Source organism: Selenomonas sp. F0473, from assembly GCF_000315545.1.
Taxonomy (GTDB): Bacteria; Bacillota; Negativicutes; order Selenomonadales; family Selenomonadaceae; genus Centipeda.
In genome coordinates this window covers 2,049,755-2,065,801 of record NZ_JH992902.1, presented here as the reverse complement: position 1 = coordinate 2,065,801, position 16,047 = coordinate 2,049,755, and the positions used below count along the sequence as shown (strand labels likewise).

Annotated in this window: 16 protein-coding genes and 4 tRNA genes; 7 read left to right on the top strand and 13 right to left on the bottom strand. The window is 55.9% G+C overall.

What is annotated here, in order from left to right; all coding sequences use genetic code 11:
* The first annotated feature begins 209 nt into the window (after positions 1-209).
* Both HMPREF9161_RS09615 and HMPREF9161_RS09610 read left to right on the top strand, forming a co-directional pair.
* Positions 210-935: a thiamine diphosphokinase gene (locus HMPREF9161_RS09615; RefSeq protein WP_009729467.1), complete on the top strand. Its 726-nt coding sequence runs from the start codon at positions 210-212 to the stop codon at positions 933-935.
* A gap of 22 nt (positions 936-957) precedes the next feature.
* On the top strand, positions 958-1,740 hold the full coding sequence (locus HMPREF9161_RS09610) for a tRNA 2-thiocytidine biosynthesis TtcA family protein (protein WP_009729466.1): 783 nt from the start codon (positions 958-960) through the stop codon (positions 1,738-1,740).
* Positions 1,741-2,104: 364 nt separating this feature from the next.
* Here HMPREF9161_RS09610 and HMPREF9161_RS09605 read toward each other — a convergent pair whose 3' ends face one another.
* From HMPREF9161_RS09605 to HMPREF9161_RS09575, 7 genes are all read right to left on the bottom strand, one after another.
* Positions 2,105-3,610: an IMP dehydrogenase gene (locus tag HMPREF9161_RS09605; protein ID WP_009729465.1), complete on the bottom strand. Its 1,506-nt coding sequence runs from the start codon at positions 3,608-3,610 to the stop codon at positions 2,105-2,107.
* Positions 3,611-3,803: 193 nt separating this feature from the next.
* Positions 3,804-3,890 (bottom strand) — tRNA-Leu (locus tag HMPREF9161_RS09600).
* Between the two features lie 54 nt (positions 3,891-3,944).
* Positions 3,945-4,346, bottom strand: coding sequence for a (deoxy)nucleoside triphosphate pyrophosphohydrolase (locus tag HMPREF9161_RS09595; RefSeq protein ID WP_009729464.1), 402 nt, complete (start codon positions 4,344-4,346; stop codon positions 3,945-3,947).
* A gap of 3 nt (positions 4,347-4,349) precedes the next feature.
* Positions 4,350-5,330: an NAD(P)H-dependent glycerol-3-phosphate dehydrogenase gene (locus HMPREF9161_RS09590; RefSeq protein WP_009729463.1), complete on the bottom strand. Its 981-nt coding sequence runs from the start codon at positions 5,328-5,330 to the stop codon at positions 4,350-4,352.
* Positions 5,327-6,064 carry a ThiF family adenylyltransferase gene (locus HMPREF9161_RS09585; RefSeq protein ID WP_009729462.1) on the bottom strand — a complete coding sequence of 246 codons (738 nt, stop codon included), beginning with the start codon at positions 6,062-6,064 and terminating at the stop codon, positions 5,327-5,329. Before HMPREF9161_RS09585 ends, HMPREF9161_RS09590 begins: the two co-directional genes overlap by 4 nt.
* A 101-nt stretch (positions 6,065-6,165) precedes the next feature.
* The gene (locus HMPREF9161_RS09580; RefSeq protein WP_009729461.1) at positions 6,166-6,582 is read right to left on the bottom strand and encodes a universal stress protein; all 417 of its coding nucleotides are present in this window, start codon (positions 6,580-6,582) and stop codon (positions 6,166-6,168) included.
* A gap of 48 nt (positions 6,583-6,630) precedes the next feature.
* On the bottom strand, positions 6,631-7,077 hold the full coding sequence (locus HMPREF9161_RS09575) for a universal stress protein (protein ID WP_009729460.1): 447 nt from the start codon (positions 7,075-7,077) through the stop codon (positions 6,631-6,633).
* A 156-nt stretch (positions 7,078-7,233) separates the two neighbouring features.
* On the opposite strand from HMPREF9161_RS09575, the gene ilvA reads away from it, so the two are divergent.
* Genes ilvA through HMPREF9161_RS09560 form a run of 3 tightly spaced genes read left to right on the top strand, consistent with a single transcriptional unit; the run spans position 7,234 to position 9,594 of the window.
* Positions 7,234-8,484 carry a threonine ammonia-lyase gene (gene ilvA, locus HMPREF9161_RS09570; RefSeq protein ID WP_009729459.1) on the top strand — a complete coding sequence of 417 codons (1,251 nt, stop codon included), beginning with the start codon at positions 7,234-7,236 and terminating at the stop codon, positions 8,482-8,484.
* Between the two features lie 17 nt (positions 8,485-8,501).
* Positions 8,502-8,816 (top strand): helix-turn-helix transcriptional regulator, encoded by a 315-nt coding sequence (locus HMPREF9161_RS09565; protein WP_009729458.1) that lies wholly within the window; start codon positions 8,502-8,504, stop codon positions 8,814-8,816.
* A gap of 37 nt (positions 8,817-8,853) precedes the next feature.
* Positions 8,854-9,594 (top strand): C40 family peptidase, encoded by a 741-nt coding sequence (locus tag HMPREF9161_RS09560; protein ID WP_009729457.1) that lies wholly within the window; start codon positions 8,854-8,856, stop codon positions 9,592-9,594.
* Positions 9,595-9,810: 216 nt separating this feature from the next.
* On the opposite strand, the gene HMPREF9161_RS09555 is transcribed toward HMPREF9161_RS09560, so the two are convergent.
* The 4 genes from HMPREF9161_RS09555 to HMPREF9161_RS09540 form a co-directional block, all read right to left on the bottom strand.
* Positions 9,811-11,172 (bottom strand): GntP family permease, encoded by a 1,362-nt coding sequence (locus tag HMPREF9161_RS09555; RefSeq protein ID WP_009729456.1) that lies wholly within the window; start codon positions 11,170-11,172, stop codon positions 9,811-9,813.
* A 64-nt stretch (positions 11,173-11,236) separates the two neighbouring features.
* Positions 11,237-12,235 carry a 4-hydroxythreonine-4-phosphate dehydrogenase PdxA gene (gene pdxA / locus HMPREF9161_RS09550; RefSeq protein ID WP_009729455.1) on the bottom strand — a complete coding sequence of 333 codons (999 nt, stop codon included), beginning with the start codon at positions 12,233-12,235 and terminating at the stop codon, positions 11,237-11,239.
* 29 nt (positions 12,236-12,264) lie between these two features.
* Positions 12,265-13,542 (bottom strand): four-carbon acid sugar kinase family protein, encoded by a 1,278-nt coding sequence (locus HMPREF9161_RS09545; RefSeq protein ID WP_232213529.1) that lies wholly within the window; start codon positions 13,540-13,542, stop codon positions 12,265-12,267.
* 7 nt (positions 13,543-13,549) lie between these two features.
* Complete coding sequence (locus tag HMPREF9161_RS09540) at positions 13,550-14,314, bottom strand: DeoR/GlpR family DNA-binding transcription regulator (protein ID WP_009729453.1); 765 nt, start codon at positions 14,312-14,314, stop codon at positions 13,550-13,552.
* 188 nt (positions 14,315-14,502) lie between these two features.
* Here HMPREF9161_RS09540 and HMPREF9161_RS09535 point away from each other — a divergent pair.
* Together HMPREF9161_RS09535 and HMPREF9161_RS09530 are read left to right on the top strand one after the other, a co-directional pair.
* Positions 14,503-14,579: transfer RNA gene (locus HMPREF9161_RS09535), tRNA-Pro, on the top strand.
* Positions 14,580-14,581: 2 nt separating this feature from the next.
* A tRNA-Arg gene (locus tag HMPREF9161_RS09530) sits at positions 14,582-14,658 on the top strand.
* 105 nt (positions 14,659-14,763) lie between these two features.
* On the opposite strand, the gene HMPREF9161_RS09525 is transcribed toward HMPREF9161_RS09530, so the two are convergent.
* Together HMPREF9161_RS09525 and rfbB are read right to left on the bottom strand one after the other, a co-directional pair.
* A tRNA-Ala gene (locus HMPREF9161_RS09525) sits at positions 14,764-14,839 on the bottom strand.
* An 89-nt stretch (positions 14,840-14,928) separates the two neighbouring features.
* Positions 14,929-15,939, bottom strand: coding sequence for a dTDP-glucose 4,6-dehydratase (gene rfbB / locus HMPREF9161_RS09520; protein WP_009729452.1), 1,011 nt, complete (start codon positions 15,937-15,939; stop codon positions 14,929-14,931).
* Positions 15,940-16,047: the final 108 nt, after the last annotated feature.

The window sequence follows — 16,047 nt, the reverse complement described above, 5'->3', positions numbered from 1 at the left end:
TCTGGCTTCGGTTAGATTATCTCTAACCTCTCTGCATTGTGTAGTTTTCAGGGTACATTCCCGCGCCTCCAAAGGCCTCTGCCTCCCGCAGCGCGGCTTTTATAATATAACACAGTGCCTTTCGATCGTCAAGTCTCTTTTCTCCTTTTCCTCTATTTATTGAAAAAATCTTATGGTATAATCCATACGATAAAGAAAGGGGTGTCTCCATGCATATGCTCTCACTTCCGGGACTGTGTGCCGCTCTCCCATGCGCCGCGACGGATGCGCTTATTCTTGTGGGGGGAGGACGCCCGCCTTCTCCGGCATGGCTCACGCAGCTTATGTCCGTGGCGCAAGGTTCTCGGATTGCTCCGCCCGTCTGGGCGATAGACCGCGGCGTGAATCTATGTCGCGATGCATCGGTCCCTCCCTCCTTACTGATCGGCGATGGCGACAGCGCCGATCACGCGGCTTGGTCATGGGCAGTCGAACGCGGAACCAAGGCGCGCCGTTACCCTCGCGAAAAGGATGATACGGATACGGCGCTGGCGCTCCGGATTGCCGCGCAGCTTCCCGTTCCGCCGCTTGTCGTTCTGACGGCAGCCTTCGGCGGTCGTCTCGATCATCTGTTCAGCACTGCCGCAGTCTGCGCATACGCGCCCGTCCCCTGTGTGCTTGCGGATGACCGCGAAACCCTGTTTTATTTGCACGACGGCGCATCGCTCTCCATTCAATGTGACAATCCGCCGCGCGCGATTTCCCTGCTCCCTTTCACGGAGGAATGCGTCGGGGTATCGACGGAAGGGCTTCGCTGGGAACTTTCCAATGCGGTAATTACAAGCTCCAAATCTACAACGATCAGCAATGTATTTGCTCTCGAAAACACGTCGCGCCGTTTCTCTGTCTCCATCGAACGCGGCAGGCTCGGCGTCTATCTCTGCCACAAAGAATAAATCGCTGGGAGTAGTTCCATTCATGAATATCAATATACCACAGTCCTATTTCAGTAAGCTCATGCGCGCGGTGGTCGAGTTCGATCTGATCGAGAACGGCGACCGCATTCTGATCGGCGTATCGGGCGGTAAGGACAGCATTTTCCTCACCTATGCGCTTGCCATCCTCCGCGATCGGCTGAAAAAGGATTTCTCCATTGCGGCATTTACGGTGAACCCGGAGTTCGACGAACCGTTGGATACCGGCGCCATCGCCGATTTCTGCAAAAATCTTGATGTCCCGTATGAGGTTGTAGACGTGGACATTGCGGGAACGATTGCGGCGCAGGATGATAAAAGCCCCTGCTTCACCTGTGCGTTCTTCCGCCGCGGTGCGGTCAACCGCTATGCGGTGGAACACAACCTGAATAAGGTCGCCTACGCACACCACCATGACGACGCGGTGGAGACATTCCTCATGAGCCTCTTCTACTCGGGACAGCTGAACACGTTCCGCCCGAAGACCTATCTCGAACGTACAAATTTAACGGTCATCCGCCCGCTCGTTTACTTCCGCGAGCAGGAACTCGTCGACGCGATTCAGTATCACGGCTTTACGCCGCTGCCGTCCCCCTGTCCGCACAACGGAAATACGATGCGTCAGACGATAAAAGAACTTATCGCAAAACTCGGAGCCGAAAATACCCTGCTCTATGACCATCTCGCCGCCGGCATGCGTGAAGGCGCGCTCGGCGAGCTCTGGCCCGCGACAAAGACGCGCAAAGAGATGGAGAAAACCTATCGCGCATTCATGCAAAGGGCATAAAAAAAGCAGCGACACAGATTGTAAAATTACATTTGTGTTGCTGCCTTTTTTGATTGAATTTACAACTATATTTATGGAAACTGTTTACTATAGAACCTAAATGACGCGCTAGATTTGATGCATGGCGAGGTATGAGGAGAACGCGAGGGAGTCGTAGTAGGAACCTACGTCGACGACGCGTTCGCCAAAAATGACGACGCTAAGCGCCAAAATCCCGTGTCTCAGTAACCTAAGTGACGCAGAAGTTTGGATGCAGAGCAAGGAACAAGAAAAAAATCAAGGGAAGGCGTAGTTAAGAGCTACGTCGACCGATGATTTTTTTGCAGTGACACAGCTATGCGCCAAAATACTGCGTCACGCCCCCTTAGTCGCGCCCAAGCTTATCGCGCAATATCACATCATGCGCCCCGCCCTCAACGATGCTGGTCGAAGAGACGAGCGTCAGCTTTGCCTTGTCGCGGAACTCGGTCAGCGTGAGCGCCCCGCAGTTACACATGGTAGAGCGAATCTTCGAGAGCGTCGTCTCGACGTTCTCCTTGAGAGGCCCCGCGTAGGGAACGTAGGAATCCACGCCTTCTTCAAAAGACATTTTTTTGCTGCCGCCGAGGTCATAGCGCTGCCAGTTGCGCGCGCGGTTCGACCCCTCGCCCCAGTATTCCTTGTAATAGGTGCCGTTGACCATAACGCGGTCCGTCGGGCTCTCGTCGAAGCGGGAAAAGTAGCGCCCGAGCATGAGGAAGTCCGCGCCCATCGCGAGCGCCAATGTCATGTGGTAGTCGTAGACAATGCCGCCGTCCGAGCAAATAGGGATGTAGACGCCCGTTTCCTTATAATACTTGTCGCGCTCTGCGCAGACATCGATGAGAGCAGTCGCCTGCCCGCGCCCGATGCCCTTCGTCTCGCGCGTGATGCAGATGGAGCCGCCGCCGATGCCGACCTTGATAAAATCGGCGCCCGCGTTGGCAAGGAAGCGGAACCCCTCGCCGTCGACGACGTTGCCCGCGCCGACCTTCACCGTATCGCCGAACTCCTCACGGATATGCTGAATCGTCATCCGCTGCCACTCGGAGAACCCCTCCGAGGAGTCGATGCAGAGGACATCCACGCCCGCCGCAATGAGCGCCGGCACACGATCCGCATAATCGCGCGTGTTGATGCCGGCGCCGACGATATAGCTTTTGTTGTCGTCCGTCAGCTCGAGGTCGTTCTCTTTGTTGTCCGTATAGTCCTTGCGGAAGACCATATAGCGCAGGCGCTGATTTTTGTCCACGAGCGGGAGCATGTTCAGCTTGTGGTCCCAAATGAGATCGTTCGCACGCGTGAGCGTCGTGGCGTCCGCGTCCGCCCAGACCAACTTTTCGAACGGGGTCATAAATGTGCCGACCTTCGTATCGAGCGACATGCGCGACACGCGATAGTCGCGGCTGGTCACAATGCCGACCAGTTTCCCGTTCGCCAAGCCGTCCTCGGTCACCGCCATCGTGGAATGCCCCGTCTTTGCGAGGAGGTCGAGCACGCCGCCGAGCGTCGTCTCCGGGCTGATATTCGAGTCGCTGCTGACAAATCCGGACTTATAGTTCTTCACACGGGAGACCATCTCCGCCTCTTTTTCAATGGACTGGGAGCCGTAGATGAAGGAAATCCCCCCCTGCTTGGCAAGAGCGATCGCCATCGTATCGTTGGATACCGCCTGCATAATCGCGGAGGTGAGCGGGATATTCATCGTCAGCGCCGGCTCTTCATCCCGCCGGAATTTGACAAGCGGCGTACGCAGAGAAACATTCGCCGGGAAGCACTCTGCGGAAGAGTAGCCCGGAATGAGCAGATACTCTCCGAATGTATGAGACGGTTCCGTGTAATAATGCGCCAACTTGACCATTCCTTTCCGTATCTTCATAAAATTTTCTGTCCAATATACACGTTTCTGCAGGGTGTGTCAACCCGCACAGAACGGACGCCGGCCGCAGTCCATATACTGTCGCGGCAGCTTCATTGCTGTTAAAAAATCCCTAAGAGCGGCTGTCTACTCTTAGGGAAATACCCCGCGGGGCATCGTTCGCTTATGGTGCCGAAGGCCGGGGTCGAACCGGCACGTTGTCGCCAACGGCAGATTTTGAGTCTGCTGCGTCTGCCAATTCCGCCACTTCGGCATAGAGAGCCCTTCTCGACTCGCTGTGTATTATAGCATTGGGGCGGCGGCATTGTCAACGCAGATATGCCTCTAGACGGCGGATGAGCGTCGCATCCGCCTCGAACCAACGCACGGTGTAGAGATCTTTTAGCCCCAGCCAGCGCCCCGCCGAATGCACGCGCAGTTCCGGTTCCCCGGCAACATGACGGCAGATGTAGAGCCGCATGTTCATATGGAATTCCGGATAGTCATGATCGAGTGCCCCGAGCAGTTCCTCGACCGTGACCTCAATGCCGAGTTCCTCGTGGATCTCACGCAGGAGCGCCGCCTCATCCGTCTCCCCCCGCTCCACCTTGCCGCCCGTAAACTCCCATATGCCCGCATAGGCGCCGTAGTTGCGGCAGGCGCCGTATACCTTTCCATCGCGCAGGATGGCGCCCGCAACCACATCGATATGCTTTCGCGACTTACCCATGACTTACTCTTTTTCCCCCTTTGTCGCACGGAGAAAGAGCCGTGTCAACTGTGCGCGCGGATCTGCGCCGTGCGATACAATCTCGTATACGGTCTCTGAAATCGGCAGATCGACGCCGTATTCCCGCGAGAGTTCCATCAGCGCCTCCGCCGTGTAGACGCCCTCGGCGATCTTATGAAAACCGTCCGCCGCACCGCGCACAACGGCCTCGCCGTAGCGGCGGTTGTTGCTGTGCGGCGAGAACAGCGTTGCCTCATAGTCGCCGAGATGCGAAAGTCCATAGATGGTCTCGCCGTCTCCGCCCATCGCCCGCACGAGTCGGAAGAGTTCCCGCGTGCCGCGTGCCATCAGGGCTCCCTTGAGGCTGCCATAGGAAAGCCCGTCGAGCATCCCCGCCGCAAGTCCGATCACGTTCTTCGCCGCGGCGCCGACCTCCGTCCCGAGCAGATCCTCTCCATAGTAAAACCGGATCAGCGGACTTGAAAGCGCGTCCACAAGGGCCCGCAAGGACTCCCGATCCTCTCCCGCAATCACCATGCAGTTCGGAATTTCACGCACAAAGTCCTGCACATGCCCGGGTCCCACCCATACGAGCGGATGCACCGCATCGCCGAGTTCCTCCCGAACGACCGTCGTCAAACGCTTCCCCGTACCGATCTCGAGCCCCTTCATGCAGAGGACCACGCGCTTTCCCGCGACTTCCGACATACGTTCCGCGTCCCTGAGATCCCGCAGGAACGCGCGCAGAGCCTGCGCGTGAATCGAGATGATAACGATCTCGGCAAATCGGAGCGCCGCGCCAAGGTCATCTGTGAGCCGCACCTCCTCCGGCATGGTCAGGAACTCATTTTTTCGCGCCGCACAGAGTTCCGCAAGATGCGGCGATCCTCTTCGCCCCCACAGCATGACATTATGTCCGATACGATGCGCGTACCACGCGTGAAAAGATCCCCAGCGACCGCATCCCAGCACCGCAATATTCATGCCGACACCTCCGCGCGCATCCCCACAAGATCACGGACAACCGCACCCGCCAGAATGAGGCCTGCCGCCGAAGGCACGAAGGATACGGTTCCCGGCACGCTGTGCCGCCGCGGTGCCGGCGTCTCGGCTCTGTAGACAACAGGGCGCGGGCGCTCCGGGGAGCATACGACCTTTAGATGCCGCACACCGTGCTCCTTCAGTTTTTTTCGCATGACGCGCGCAATCGGGTCCCCCTTCGTCTTATAGATATCGAGGATCTTGAACAGCGTGGGATCCAGTTTGTTGGCCGCCCCCATACTCGAAATTATAGGAATCCCGCGCCTATGGCACTGCCGTGCAAGATCGACCTTCGCCGACACCGTATCCACCGCATCCACTACATAATCATAGGGCTGTGCGAAAAAGATATCGGCGTTTTCCGGCTGATAAAACGCCGTCATCTCGGTGACCGTACACGCCGAATTGATACAGCGGATACGTGCGGCCATTGCGGCGGTCTTTGCCTGTCCGACCGTCTCCGTCAGCGCATGAATTTGCCGGTTGATATTCGTCAGGTCAATACGGTCATGGTCGATGAGCGTGAGCCGTCCGATCCCCGCACGCGCGAGCGCCTCAGCCGCAAAGGAACCGACGCCGCCAACGCCGAATACGGCAACGGAACTCTCCGCGAGCCGTCCCATCCCCGCCGTGCCGAGCAGCATCTCCGTCCGTGCAAATCGGCCGCGTTCCTCCATAGATGTCCGCCTTTCTTTCATCCCGTCAATTCACTGCATATATGACAAAGGGAGCTGCCGCGGACATACGCCGCGGCAGCCCCTCTGAGGTTCGTACGAATTTACTTGACCACAAGCACCGGGCACTTGGCCTGCTCCACAACGTACTGGCTGACGCTGCCGAGCAGCACCCCCTTGACGACGCCGAGGCCGCGGCTGCCCATAACGATGAGATCGATGTTGTTCGACTCCGCAAAGTCGAGCACCACAACGGCCGGAGACCCCGTATCCGAGAACGACTCCTTCTCAACGCCTGCCGGCACCATCTCCATCGCGCGGTCGAGGATCACGTTCCCCGCCTTTGTTACGGAGTCCAAAATCGCATCCGAGAGCACCGCGTTGATCGCGAGCTGATTGATGTTCGCAACGTAGAGGAAGTTCACCTTCGCATTGCACAGCTGTGCCAGTGTGATCGCCTGTTCAATCGCGCGGTCCGCGCCTTCCGAACCGTCTACCGGTACTAAAATATTCTTCATCATGGCAGTTCCTCCTTCTCTTTAAAGAACATAAACCATTCCATCCCGGAGTCACGCCTGCCCGGCGATCAACACGCGTGTCTGTGCGCGCTCCAACACCGCCTGCGTGACGCTTCCGAGAAGGATCCCGCTCACACGGGAGGATCTACGGCCGCCAAGGGCGACAAGATCGCATCCCGTCTCGTCGATGAAACGCAGGATCTCCTCCGCGGCAGCTCCGGCACGGCGATATGCGGCATGAGAAACGCCTTCGGGCAGAACCGCCGCAGCGGCGGCAAAGATCGCCTGCGACTCCTCGGCCGTGGATCCCGCGACACTTTCCGGAAGCCATGCGACTTCGCCCTCATCCGTACTTTCGTCAAACAACGCGACATAGAGGAAGCATACCGTGCCGTCCGTGACGCGGGCGATCTCTCCCGCGATCCGCGCCGCACGGAGCGCGCCCTCCGAACCGTCTACGGGAACGAGAATCCGCGCATGGTCCAAACGATCGTTCATCACGCATCCCCTCCCGTTTATAGTATTTATTCTCGAAATTTCGTCGAACTCCTTCTTTATTCCGACGGCTTTCTGCGCAAAAAGATTTGACGTTGCCCATCGAAAATGATAGACTGACCCTGAATATAGAGTAAGTGCTATGGAGGCGGCCTACACATGGGAGAAGAACAAGCCACGCAAGAGGATTACGAGCGCATCGTTTCATCAACCGGGATTTCCAATATTTACGCCGCGGCAAAACACCTCGAAGGCATCGTTCGGAAGACCCCTCTCATATACAGCGACTTCTTCTCCGACCTCTCCGGCAACGCGACCTATCTAAAACTCGAAAACCTCCAAACTACGGGAGCCTTTAAGCTGCGCGGCGCATACAACCGCATCGGCATGCTCACGAAGGGCGAGCGCCGGCGCGGCGTGATCACCGCCTCGGCGGGCAATCATGCGCAGGGCGTTGCCTATGCCGCACAAAAACTCGGCGTCAACGCCGTCATCTGCATGCCCGCAACGACCCCGATCCTCAAGGTTGAGGCGACGCGGGCGCTCGGTGCAGACGTAATCCTCTACGGCAACGGATTTGACGACGCCTATGCGCATAGCCTGGAACTCCAAAAAGAAAAAGGTTATATCTATATTCATCCCTTCAACGACCGCGACGTTATCGTCGGACAGGGAACCATCGCGCTCGAGATCATCGACGCGCTCAAAGACGTGGACGCGATCCTCGTCCCCATCGGCGGCGGCGGTCTCGTCTCGGGAATATCCCTCGGTGCGAAACTCGTCAATCCGCAGATAAAGATCGTCGGTGTCGAACCCGAGAATGCCGCCTGTATGAAAGCCGCTCTTTCCTGCGGAAGACGCATCACGCTCCCCTCCGCAGATACGGTTGCCGACGGCTGTGCGGTCAAGACGGCGGGCACGCTCACCCTTGCGTTTTGCCGCCGGTATCTCGACGAGATCGTCACAGTCTCCGAGATGGAGATCATGAGCGCCCTGCTCTCCCTCATCGAAAAGCACAAACTCATCGCCGAAGGCGCCGGCGTCCTCCCCCTTGCGGCGCTGCAAAAGCTGAATATGCGCGGCAAGAAGATCGCGGTCCTCGTCAGCGGCGGCAACATCGACATCTCCACCATCTCCGCACTCATCTCCAAAGCGCTCATCTCACGCGGGCGCGTGTTCCGCTTTGCCGTACAGCTCCCGGACAAACCCGGCCAGCTGCTCAACGTCGCGCAGATTCTCACCAATCAGGACGCGAACGTCATTCGGCTCGATCACGATCAGAGCATGGTCACGGACAGCTTCAAAAAAGTGCAGCTCACAGTCACCGTCGAAACACACGGACAGGAGCACATCGACCGCATCGTCCGCGCCCTCGCGCAAAACGGATTTGAAATTAACAAGATCTATTAAGAAAGGACCACGGAAGAATGACTTCTGCCGCCCCTCTGAAATGCATTGACCAAGACACTGCACAGCATCTCGCCGACCTCTTCAAAACGCTCGGCGATCCCACGCGCATCAAGATTCTCTCCCTGCTCGCCGCAGAAGAGGAACTGCGCGTCTACGACATCGCCGACGGCCTCGCGATGGGGCAGTCGGCGATCTCCCATCAGCTGCGCGTCCTGCGCAACGCGCGTCTCGTGAAATTCCGCCGCGACGGAAAAGAAGTGCTCTATTCCGTTGACGACGACCATGTGCTGAGCTTCCTCAGCCAAGGACTCGAGCACGTCCGGCACGGATGAGATGCTTCCGCAGCGCCTATGGAAAGGAAGAATATCCATGAAACGCCCGCCAAAACTCCTCATCGCCGCCGGCATCGCTTTTTTTCTCGCGGCCGGAACAGCGTCGGCTTCCCCCACCCTCCGCGAGGGTTCCCACGGGCACGAAGTGCTCGTTCTGCAGCAGGCGCTGCAAAAAGCCGGATACAAAATCAAAAATGCCAACGGCGTCTTTGACAAGAACACCGAACGCGCCGTCGCGGAATTTCAGCGTGACAATAAGATCAAGATCACGGGGATTGTGAACAACGCAACGTGGCGCGCCCTCAAAGAAGCGCCCGCCGTACGCCCGTGGGGCGTCGACGTGCCGCCCCCGGCAAAGGCGAACAAGATGCCGCTCGCACCGAACGGCAGGACGATCCTGCCCGCAAGCAAAGTCTCCGATGTGATCAAGACGGCAAAGGCGTATATGGGAACCCCGTACGTCTTCGGCGGAGCGACGCCGAAGGGCTTTGACTGCTCCGGCTATCTCCAGTACGTCTTTCAAAAACAGGGCATCGCCATCCCGCGTACCGCCGACGAGCAGTATAAACTCGGCCTGCGCACAAAGAGCGCCAAAGAACTCGTGCCCGGCGACCTCGTCTTCTTCGAGACGTATGAAAAGGGCGCGTCCCACTGCGGCATCTACCTCGGCAAGGACGAATTCATCCACGCCTCCACGAGCAAGGGCGTCCGCATCGACAAGCTGTCCAACAGCTATTGGCAGCCGCGCTTCCTCGGCGGCAAACACATTGTGAAGTAATATTCCTTAAAAGACGGTACGGCGGCCAAAACGAAGCGACTCTAAATCGGATTGAAAAAACGCGGCGAAAAATCGCCGCGTTTTTTATTTGGCAGACAACCGTTCGTTTCCGTCAACGGTTAGGAGAGGTCCCCCGTTTTTTCCCATAAAAATCCCCCAAAGCCGCGAACTTTTACATCCTGACTTTGGGGAGCCGATCAAATGCAGCGTTGATTTTTAACCGAAGATCGCATTGAGTATAAGGAGTACGACGATCCCGCTCGCCCAAGCGATCGTGCTTGCCACAGAATATAGGCGGAGCTGCTCTTTCCCCTCCGTAATACCGATCGATCTGTTGACGACCCAGAAGAAACTATCGTTGAAATAAGAGTAGAACAACGAACCGACGCATGCGGCGAGCGCCGCGAACACAGGATTAACCGCCATATGCGCAATAATCGGCGCCGTAATCGATGCCGCCGTAATCATCGCGACGGTGCCGCTCCCTTGGATAAACCGAACGAACGTAGCGATGAAGAACGGCAATAAAATGCCGGGCAGATTCGTCTGCGCCAATCCTTCCGCCAATACCGTACCGACGCCGCTGTCACGAATCAGCATGCCGAAAGCGCCGCCGCCGCCCGTAATGAGAATAATGATGCCGGCGGATTTGATCCCATTCTCCATTTCACTCAGCACTTGTTTCCTTGGCAGGTGCCTTGCCAATCCGTATATGGTGATAAGCAGTCCGATGCCGACGGCAATAACGGGCGATCCGATAAACTGTATCAGATTGACGGCGCTCCCCTGCAGGCCCATAGCGGCGGTGACCGTTCCTAAAAGAATCAAAAGGATCGGCACCAAAATTGGAGAGAATGAAAGGGCGACCGACGGAAGATGATCTTCGTCATAGAGACTTTCCGCCCCTTTTGACGCGGCGTTCCTATCGCGCGTCCATCCGCCGTCCGACGTTGGAATCTGCCAGATTTTTTTGCCTGCCCACTTTGCAAAGAGGAGCGGACCCATAAGCATAGGAACCGACAGAACCAGCCCCCAGAGGATGAGAGCGCCGACGCTGACTTCAAAGATTCCCGCGACGCCCACCGGTCCCGGCGTCGGCGGCACCATGGTGTGCGTTATGACAAGCCCGGTCGCAAGAGCGATTCCGATGGATACGATAGACTTTCTCGTCTCGGAAGAAATCGCCTTTGCCAGCGGCGTAAGAATAATAAAGCCGGAGTCACAGAAAATAGGGATGGATACCAAAAATCCCGTAATCGCCATAGCGACTTCCTCGCGCCCCTTACCGAAAAGCTTAAGGAAGCATAATGCCATACGTTTAGCCGCGCCGGACACTTCAAAAAGCTGTCCCATCATGACGCCGAATCCGATGATGATGCCGATGCTCCCCAGCGTCCCGCCGAAGCCTTTCGTGATGCTGCCGATAATATCTTTGTACTCAATCCCTCCGATCACGCCCACAATCACTGTCGCAAGAATCAACGCCAAAAATGTATGGATACGCGTCTTCAGGATCATATAGATCAGGCAGATAATTCCTATGCCCAATCCGATAAGAATTTGAGAGTCTCCAGCCATTTCGAATCAATCCTCTCTTTTAGGATGTCACATGAAACTATATGTTCCTTTCCCCGGAACCGTCTCACCCACGACGAAAGTTTGGCGCATATTTTGCGGCTAAGCGAATTGCCTCCGTCATGCTAACGGCACTCACGATACCTTTTCCCGCGATATCGAACGCCGTCCCGTGGTCCACCGACGTACGAAGAAACGGCATGTCCAATGTGACGGCGATCGTGCGCTCAAAATCATATGTCTTCGTCGCAATATGCCCCTGGTCATGATAGAGAGACAGAACGGCCTGATATCTCCCCTGCAGCGCCTGGTGGAAGACGGAATCGGGGCCTATGGGTCCGACCACGTCATAGCCTTCCTTTTGCGCTTCTTCCACAGCCGGGGTTATTTCACGCACTTCCTCCCACCCGAAAAGGCCATGCTCACCCGAATGCGGATTGAGTCCGGCAACCGCCATTTTTCCGCGTACGCCCAGTTGCTCCAGCGCCTTTGTGCAGCGCTTGATATATTGGAGTACGCGCTCCTTCTTTACGGCGTCGCAGGCATCCCGCAGCGATAGGTGCCGGGTAAGAAAAAACACGCGCATATCGTCGACTTCAAACATAGTCAATGGATCCGAGGCGCCCGAAAGGCCTCCGAGAATCTCCGTATGCCCGATATAGTCGATTTTAGCCGCACGCAGAGATTCCTTATTGATCGGTGTCGTCGCGATCGCATCAATTTTACGCGCCATCGCAAGTTCCACGCACCGTTCGATATACTCGAATGCCGCCTTGCCGCAAGAAGCTTGAACCTCTCCCATTTTCAGCGTGCTTGTATCGATGTTGGCAAGATCTATCAAATTAACGCTATCATTTTCATAAACACCGTCCGCAGGATCCTCGATGCAGTTCAACTTCGCGCGGAGGCCGCATGCGTCGAGCGCTTTGCGCATAACGTCCCGGCTGCCGACCACGACGACCTTTGCGAACTCGTTGACAGAAGCTTCCAGCAGGGACTTAACGACAATTTCTGCCCCCACGCCGGCAGGATCGCCCATCGGTACGCCAACAATTGGTTTTTCCATCTTTTGTGTTCCTTTCCATCTGGCATAACTTAGAGATTGCTCACCATTTTGTCGAGACAACGTTCGATCGTATCGTCGCCTCCGATCATCCCTCCTTTCGTAACGACTTTGAGATTCGGCAGCCGCCCGCCGAGGATACGTCCGTAAACCGCGAGAGGAATCACTTCGTCGCGGATATCGATTCCCGCCGCGTGCAGCCGCTTTAGAATCGAGATGGTGATATCTCCGCCCGAACAGTAAATTCCTTCCATTTTACGGGTTCTCTCTAAGACGTCTACGGCTGCGCGGGCAAGGGTGTCCGCGAGGAGATTTGACACATCCTCGGTCGTAATCCCCAGTCTCGCCGCCGTCGCGGACAAATCCACTTCTTCCTCCGTACCGATCGGGGTCGTAGTGAGAAGGAAAAAATCCTCTTCATCGACAACGCCGCAGATCTTCTCGACAATGCGCTCAACTTCTTCTTGTCTTTCGGCGGGATCAAAGAACGCATCGACCTTCATCTGCACAAAGTAAACGCTCCTCTTCTGCAGGATGCAGGCAATCTGCCGTTTTGTTGTCTCCGTGACGCTCCCGATGACCATCAGGATTTTCTGTTCTCGCTTTTCCCGTACCTGCTGCTCATGAACGTAGTGCATCGTGAGCGGACCGGGATCCACCGTAAGGATCCGATCCCCGCTTGCGAGAATCGCCTGCGCGACCGTACGGATATCCTCATTGCGCACGGCATCGAAAATGACAACCCTCGCTTCTCTTCTTGCCGTTCGGATGATATCCCGCAGGTATGAAATCCCGCGCACAATCTCCTGTAAAGGGATGTAAAGACAACGATATCGCGTCTGCGCACGAATGAGCTGCTCAACATCATCCGTTAGAACGGGCATCTTCAGATCGCGGCCGGCGTCGGACTGCGAAAGAAGGACGCCGTCAACCAACATGGTGCGGTTTACGACAATACGTCCCGAATCCGGATACGCGGGCACAACCATGGCCGTATATCCGTCTCCTAAGGCATCAAGCGCGGCGTCTATCTCCGTTCCTATATTGCCGCGCAAGGTGGAGTCTATGCGCTTGTTAAAGAAACAGGCCTCTTGTTTCAGCCTTAAAAAAGCTTCGTACACGCGCGCATATGAATCTTCAGGCGCCAGCCCTCGGCTGTCGGTCGAATACGCGATCACATCCGAATCGCTGCAATGAACGCGATCCGGCTGGAAGATGCTGGATACCCGAAGCCCCAGCTTTTTTAAAAGTACGCCGGATGCGTTTGCCCCGGTAAGATCGTCCGCTATGATGACGCCTTTCATCTTCATTCATCTCCTACGCCTTTATGATTTTTCCCTCCAAGCCGGAAACAGCGGCTTCCTTTGCGGTAAAAGGATAGTCCGTGATGATGAAATCAAGATCCTCCAACCGCGCCGCCTTATACATTTTTTTCCTATGGAATTTCGTTTGATCCGCCACAAGAATTGCTCTCTCGCTGACGGCGATAATTTTTTCTTTGAATACGGCTTTACTTTCTGTCGGAACGACAATATAGAACTCCTCTGTCACGGCCGCCGTTCCGACAAATGATAAATCTACGGCGTAGCGCTCGAGCTGTTGTATGGCAATACTGCCTGAAACGGCCCCCGTCTCGGTCAAAACCTCGCCGCCAAGCATAAAAACTTGAATTCCTTTATGTTGATAAAGGTGCAGGCCAATCTGCAGATCTCCCGTAATGACAGTGAGATTATCCCAGTCGGACTTTTTCAGCATATCGGCGATCTCAAAGGTCGTCGTACCCGCGTCAAGCAGAAGGGTCATCCCGCTGTGCACATATTGAAGCGCCGCTTTCGCGATCCTTTTCTTTATGTCAATATTTTGCGTTTTCTTTTTATCGTAGAGCGTTTCTTCGACAAGATAGTTCGGAAGCACTGCGCCGCCATGCGTGCGTACTAAGAGGCCTTGCTCTTCCATACGCTTAAGATCTCGCCCGACCGTCATTGCTGTGACGCCCAGTTTTTTTACGAGTTCGCTTCTTGTGACAGTCCCGTTTTTATAAAGATAGTCGAGTATATACTTACGGCGGCTAATCGAAATCATATCGTGTTCCTTAATATTATATTATGTTATATTTTGTTATTTTTATTATAGAGATATATCCCCCGGCTGTCAATATATCTGTCGAAATTTTTCTATCTTTCTTTTAATTTATTGTAACTGCCTCCGGCATCTTGACGTGAGGCTTATTATTGACTTTTCCCCACGCGCTCATTATAATGGTGCGGTATCGGGATGTAGCGCAGTTTGGCAGCGCGCTTGCTTTGGGAGCAAGATGTCGCAGGTTCAAATCCTGTCATCCCGACCACCGCGTCCGTAGCTCAGCCGGATAGAGCAACGGCCTTCTAAGCCGTGGGTCGAGGGTTCGAATCCCCCCGGATGCACCACTGAGACGAATTCCGTACCGTTCCTGCGAGCGGTACGGTTTTATTTTGCTTAAAATGAACGCAAAAAAGGATGCGAGATCGCTCTCACATCCTCTAAGTTCCATATGGTGGAGACAAGGGGGATCGAACCCCTGACCTCTTGCATGCCATGCAAGCGCTCTCCCAGCTGAGCTATGCCCCCGCGCCGCGGCGCCGATAGATGCTAGTATAGCGAAAAGCCCGGGTATTGTCAATACTGAATTTGAACCGCAGCGCCGCATACGGCGGCACTTAACCCCGCGCCTCGTTGCGCCTCCGATACGCGCCGCTTAGGATGTCCGCCCACCATGCTTCGTGCTCTTCATACCAGCGAATCGTACGTCGGATGCCGTCTTCGAACGCCGTCTCCGGCTGCCAGCCGAGGTCGCGGCCGATCTTCGCGGGATCGATGGCATAGCGGCGGTCGTGTCCCTTACGGTCTTCGACATAGGAGATCAGTTCCTCATTCTTGCCGAGCGCTCCGAGGATCGTACGGACGACCTCGATGTTCGAGCGTTCGTTATGCCCGCCGACATTGTAGACCGTTCCCGCCGCGGCTTTGCGCACAATACTGTCGATCGCCGCGCAGTGATCGTCGACGTGCAGCCAGTCACGCACGTTGAGACCGTCGCCGTAGACAGGCAGCGGCTCATCCTTCATCGCGCGCAGGATCATGAGGGGAATCAATTTCTCCGGGAACTGATACGGCCCGTAGTTGTTCGAGCAGCGCGAGATCGATACGGGCAGCCCGTAGGTGCGCGCATATGCCTGTACGAGAAGGTCTGCGCCTGCCTTCGATGAAGAGTAGGGGCTGGAGGTATGCAGCGGGGTCTCCTCCGTAAAAAAGAGATCGGGGCGGTCCAGCGGCAGATCGCCGTACACCTCGTCCGTCGATACTTGATGATAGCGCTCGACGCCGTATTTACGGCAGGCGTCGAGCAGAATGCTCGTCCCGACGATATTGGTCTGCAAAAAGATCTCTGGATTCTCGATCGAGCGATCCACATGCGACTCCGCGGCAAAATTCACGACGATATCGGGCTTCTCCCGCTCGAACAGTTCGTACACCGCGGGGCGGTCGGCAATATCGCCGTGCACAAATAAGAAATTCGGCGCTTTCCGCGCCTCGTCGAGCGTCGCGAGATTCCCCGCATAGGTCAGCGCATCATAGCAGACGATGCGATCCTCCGGATGCGTGCGCAGCTCATAGTAGACGAAATTCGCACCGATAAATCCCGCGCCGCCGGTGACGATGACGTTCATAGCATTCGCTCCTTCAAAGTTCATTCTTCAAAAACAGTATTCGACGACAGTGCCGTTTTCCCTTTTTCACGCCAGTGCGCACAAAACGATTTACATGTCGCAAACGTA